This is a genomic window from Kitasatospora sp. NPDC056800 (assembly GCF_042789775.1).
GTDB lineage: Bacteria > Actinomycetota > Actinomycetes > Streptomycetales > Streptomycetaceae > Kitasatospora.
This window is the reverse complement of the sequence record NZ_JBHUAL010000354.1, coordinates 1-4,196: the sequence shown is the minus strand read 5'-3', so window position 1 is coordinate 4,196 and position 4,196 is coordinate 1. Positions and strand designations below refer to the sequence as shown.

Sequence of the window (4,196 nt, the reverse complement as noted above, 5' to 3'; positions counted from 1 at the left end):
GCGCACCGCCCGGGCCCCGCCCTCCCCACCGGCCGTACCCGGCGGGCCGGTTGGGGAAGGAGCGGGGCCCGGAGCCGCGCCGGTCAGTGGTGGTACATGCCGACCTCGTAGCCGCCGCCGGGCTGGCGGATCATCACGTTGGCCCGGTTGAAGGCGTTGATCAGCGCGATCACGCAGACCAGTGCCGCGAGCTGCTCCTCGTCGTAGTGCTCGGCGGCGTTCGCCCACGCCTCGTCGCTCACCCCGCCGGCCGCGTCGGCGAGCCGGGTGCCCTGCTCGGCGAGTTCCAGCGCGGCGCGCTCGGCCTCGGTGAAGACGGTGGCCTCGCGCCAGGCGGCGACCAGGTTGAGGCGCACCGGGTCCTCGCCGGCGTGCACGGCCTCCTTGAAGTGCATGTCGATGCAGGCGCCGCAACCGTTGATCTGGCTGGCGCGCAGCCGCACCAACTCCTGGACGGTGTACGGCAGGGCCGACTCGGCGATGGGCTTGTTGGCCGCGATGAGGTGCTTGAGGACCTTGCCGATGACGGGGCTGGCGAAGGGGTTGAGGCGGGGTTCCATGGCGTGCTCCTCGGTCGCTGTTCCGTTGCTGCCCCTTGAGACAGGACGGCCCGCCGTTCTGTGACATCCCCCGGCCGCCCGGGCTCCGTGACCTGCGCCACACCACCCGCCGGTGGGCTCCGGCGGGCCTCGGATAGCCTGCTGGCCACGGTCGCGGGGCAGGCGGGGGGGTCCACATGACGGGTTCGGCGGGTTCGGCGGGCGTGGCCGGGTACCGTCCGCTGCTGTTCTCCATCGCGTACGGGATGACGGGTTCGGTCGGCGACGCCGAGGACCTCGTCCAGGACGCCTTCCTCGGCTTCACCCGCGCCGACCGGGCCGGCACCGCGATCGCCGACCCCAAGGCGTACCTGACCACGGCCGTCACCCGCCTGGGCATCAACCACCTCACCTCCGCCCGGGTGCGCCGCGAGGCCTACGTCGGCCAGTGGCTGCCCGAGCCCGTCGTCACCACCGCCGAGCGGCCCGGCCCGGCCGAGCACGCCGAGCTGGCGGACACCCTGTCGATGGCGTTCCTGGTGCTGATGGAGGCCCTCTCGCCGGTCGAGCGCGCGGTGTTCACGCTGCGCGAGGCCTTCGGGTACGGCTACCCGGAGGTCGCGGAGATGGTGGGGAGGAGCGAGGCGAACTGCCGTCAGATCCTCGCCCGCGCCAGGAAGCGCCTGGCGCCCGCGGCGCACGAGGACGAGGCCGTCGCCCCGGCCCCGGCCCGCCGCGCGGAGGGCGAGGAGCTGGCCCGCCGCTTCTTCGAGGTCGCCGAGGGCGGCGACCTGGACGCCCTGCTCGGCATGCTCGCCCCCGACGTGGTGTTCCAGGGCGACGGCGGCGGCAAGGCCCGCGCACTGGCCCACTCCCTCACCGACCCGCGCCGCGTCGCCCAGCTGCTCGCCGGCGGCCTGCGCCGGGTCCGCCGCCTGGGCGCGCGCCTCGTCCCGGCCCGGGTCAACGGCCGCCCGGGCGCGGTGGTGTACGACGCGGAGCAGCGCGTGGCCGGCGTCATCGAGCTGGACATCGACGCCGACGGCGCGGTGCGGTCCGTCCACGCCGTGTCCAACCCCGACAAGCTCGCCCACCTCGGGCCGGTCTCGGGCCTGGGGCTGCTGCCGGCGCCGAAGTAGCCGGGCGACGCAACGGCCCGGGCCCCGGCAACCACCGCCCGGGCCCGGGCCGTTCGTCGTACAGGTGCGGCCGGAAGGCCGGCCGGAAGGTCAGAGCGCGGTGCAGACGGCGGTCGCGCGGATGGACTCGGTCCCGGTGCCGGTGTTGGTGCCGCGCACGACCCAGGAGTTGTCGGTCGCGTAGGAGTCGGTGACGAAGATCCGGAAGGCGCTGGTCTGGCCGCCACCGCCGGTGGGCACCTCCCCGGACGGACAGCTGACGATGGCGACCCCGTTGTCCCCGGGGGCCACGTCGATCCAGTCGCCGACGACCTGGTCGTGCGCGGCCATCAGTGCGGGGCTGACGGCGGCCGGGCCGTGCGGGACGACGACGGTCGGCTTGACGTTGGGCTTGCCCACGGGCTTGCCCGCCAGCTCGCCGACGGGCTCTCCGACGGGCTTGTGGCTGGGCTTGCCGTCGGCGACGGCGGCCACGGTGCCCGTGGCCAGGACACCGGTGACGGCGACGGCGAGGGCGGTCAGGACGAGGGGCTTCATACGGGCCACGGGGGCTCCTGAGGGTTGCGGCTCGGGGTGCGTCGACGCGGGGCCGTTCCCCGCGTCGAGCCCGATCCGTACCCGAACCCCCGACTCCGGCGCGGAGGCCCGCCGTACCGGCTACCCGGGCGGAGGAACACCGCTGCCCGACCGGGCTAGCCGGGGCCGGAATCCCCCGGTTCGATCAAGGAAGCCGTCCACGGGGGAGACCCGGGCGACCGTCACCTCGGCACGTTCCGGCACTTCATCGCCGCGGCCCGCGTCATCGGCCGGCGCGACGCCCCGCGCCGCCTCGCACTCGGCGCCGGGGTCCGCCTGGTCGCCGCCTGCTCCGACTCCCCCGCCGCCGGCTCCCCTGCGCCCGACACCGGGAAGCCCACCGTCGCCGAGCGGGAGAGCACGCTGGAACTCATCCCGAGCGAGCCGTCGGACAAGGAGCCGCTCCGGGCCCGGATGCTCAAGGGCTGCGAGATCTACACCAGCGGCCAGCCGTGCCCGATGTGTATGAGCGCCATCTACTGCTCCCGGTGCGAGGCCGTCTACTTCAGCCAGGACCCGCAGGACACCCAGGACATCGGGTTCAGCGACGACTACCAGTACGACGACTTCAAGAAGCCCATCGAGGAGCGGAGCATCCGCATGGTGCAGTTCTGCCCCGAACTCGGCAAGGTCCCGTACGACGCGTGGAGGGCCAGGCCCGACAAGCACCCCTACTGACCTGTCACCACCTCCGCGACGGCGCGGCGGGGGCGGGTGAACCAGCAGGCGAGCAGCAGGTTGGGCACCCAGCACAGCCAGGCGATGGCGGTGCAGGAGGTGCGGAAGTCCAGGTGCGCGGCCGTCGCGGCGACCAGCATCAGGCGCAGCGTGACGGCGGCGAAGGTGAGCGCGAAGCTGCGGATCATCCAGTGGCGGTGGTCGGCCACCCGGCCGTCGAGGATCGCCCGCAGCCCGGCGTTGCCGGTCACCAGCCAGGCCACGGCCAGGCCAACGAAGCCGAGCCTCGCGACCGCTCCCCCGTACGCGACGGGCGCCAGCAGCAGCGCGCCCACCCCGCCGACCAGGCAGCCGAGCAGGTAGACGACGCCGATCCGGCGGTGCAGGCGCGGCCGGCGCTCGCGCAGGCGGGCGGAGAACTGCCAGGGCCCGACCGCGAGTGCGGTGATCGCGCCGAAGATGTGGATGTAGAGCGGGACTTCGTGGCTCAGGTAGGTGGCGCGCTGCTGCTCGAAGAACCCCGCGGGGTCGAAGCTGAAGTACTTGGCGGAGATCACGGCGATGAGGGTGGCGAGCACCGTCATGACGGCCCAACCGGCCCGTGTGATGCGCATGGACCGAGTGTCGGGTCTGGCGGCCCGGGCCGACATCCGGGTTGCCCCCGAGAGGGACCCCCAGAGAACCCCACCTTCCTTGCGGGGGTTGGCACTTGGCGCCCGATGTCAAGATCGTTCCCTCGAAAGTGTTATTCCGGAACAGAGTTCCTTGGAATCGATCGCGGCGCGGCTAGCGTGAGCGGTGATCACCACGAGAACTCCCTCCGGAACGAAGGAATCCCATGTCCGACGCCTACGTCTTCGTCAAGGGCAACACCGCCGAGATCAGCCTGCCCGCCGGCGCCCAGGTCACCGTCAAGGCCAAGACCAACTCGTCCAGCGCCCAGAAGGTGCGGCTCACCAGCCAGGACGGCACCGTGGGCCTGGAGTTCGTCGGGGCCGGTGAGCGCAACACCGTCATCGGCCAGGAGACCATCACCGGGCAGGCCGGCCTCACCGCCGTCTTCGAGTTCAGCGAGGGCGACGGCGTCTTCAAGCCGAGCAGGCTCAACTCCGGTGGCCCGTACGAGATCGGCGCCTACAACCTGATGGTGCTCGTCGCCGAGAACGGCGACGACGCCGACTACAACGACACCATCCTCGAGTTCAGCTGGTACACGCCGAAGTAGCCGCAGGGCAACGGACAGGCCTCCGGCCCGGCGCGGACC

The 4,196-nt window shown here is 72.8% G+C and carries 6 protein-coding genes; 3 read left to right on the top strand and 3 right to left on the bottom strand.

Annotation, left to right across the window (positions count from 1 at the left end):
* Positions 1-83: 83 nt before the first annotated feature.
* Complete coding sequence (locus ACFRQN_RS40035; RefSeq protein ID WP_380745575.1) at positions 84-560, bottom strand: carboxymuconolactone decarboxylase family protein; 477 nt, start codon at positions 558-560, stop codon at positions 84-86.
* Between the two features lie 176 nt (positions 561-736).
* On the opposite strand from ACFRQN_RS40035, the gene sigJ reads away from it, so the two are divergent.
* Positions 737-1,678 (top strand): RNA polymerase sigma factor SigJ, encoded by a 942-nt coding sequence (gene sigJ, locus ACFRQN_RS40030; protein ID WP_380745573.1) that lies wholly within the window; start codon positions 737-739, stop codon positions 1,676-1,678.
* Between the two features lie 90 nt (positions 1,679-1,768).
* Here sigJ and ACFRQN_RS40025 read toward each other — a convergent pair whose 3' ends face one another.
* Entirely contained in the window at positions 1,769-2,224 is a 456-nt protein-coding gene (locus ACFRQN_RS40025) for a hypothetical protein (protein WP_380745571.1), read from the bottom strand.
* A 495-nt stretch (positions 2,225-2,719) separates the two neighbouring features.
* Here ACFRQN_RS40025 and ACFRQN_RS40020 point away from each other — a divergent pair, with 495 nt between their 5' ends.
* Positions 2,720-2,932 (top strand): hypothetical protein, encoded by a 213-nt coding sequence (locus tag ACFRQN_RS40020; protein WP_380745569.1) that lies wholly within the window; start codon positions 2,720-2,722, stop codon positions 2,930-2,932.
* Here the strand turns inward: ACFRQN_RS40020 and ACFRQN_RS40015 are convergent.
* Positions 2,926-3,546 (bottom strand): DUF2306 domain-containing protein, encoded by a 621-nt coding sequence (locus ACFRQN_RS40015; RefSeq protein ID WP_380745567.1) that lies wholly within the window; start codon positions 3,544-3,546, stop codon positions 2,926-2,928. The two genes, ACFRQN_RS40020 and ACFRQN_RS40015, sit on opposite strands and share 7 nt — an antisense overlap.
* Before the next feature lie 224 nt (positions 3,547-3,770).
* Between ACFRQN_RS40015 and ACFRQN_RS40010 the strand changes: the two genes are divergently transcribed.
* A complete protein-coding gene (locus ACFRQN_RS40010; protein ID WP_380745565.1) occupies positions 3,771-4,157 on the top strand; it encodes a fucose-binding lectin II in 387 nt (128 codons plus the stop codon).
* The last annotated feature ends 39 nt before the right edge of the window (positions 4,158-4,196 follow it).

What these genes read in the sequence shown, in the direction of transcription:
- ACFRQN_RS40035 (WP_380745575.1), bottom strand. Translation starts at nt 560, where the DNA reads ATGGAACCCCGCCTCAACCCCTTCGCCAGCCCCGTCATCGGCAAGGTC.
- sigJ (WP_380745573.1), top strand. Translation starts at nt 737, where the DNA reads ATGACGGGTTCGGCGGGTTCGGCGGGCGTGGCCGGGTACCGTCCGCTG.
- ACFRQN_RS40020 (WP_380745569.1), top strand. Translation starts at nt 2,720, where the DNA reads ATGAGCGCCATCTACTGCTCCCGGTGCGAGGCCGTCTACTTCAGCCAG.
- ACFRQN_RS40015 (WP_380745567.1), bottom strand. Translation starts at nt 3,546, where the DNA reads ATGCGCATCACACGGGCCGGTTGGGCCGTCATGACGGTGCTCGCCACC.
- ACFRQN_RS40010 (WP_380745565.1), top strand. Translation starts at nt 3,771, where the DNA reads ATGTCCGACGCCTACGTCTTCGTCAAGGGCAACACCGCCGAGATCAGC.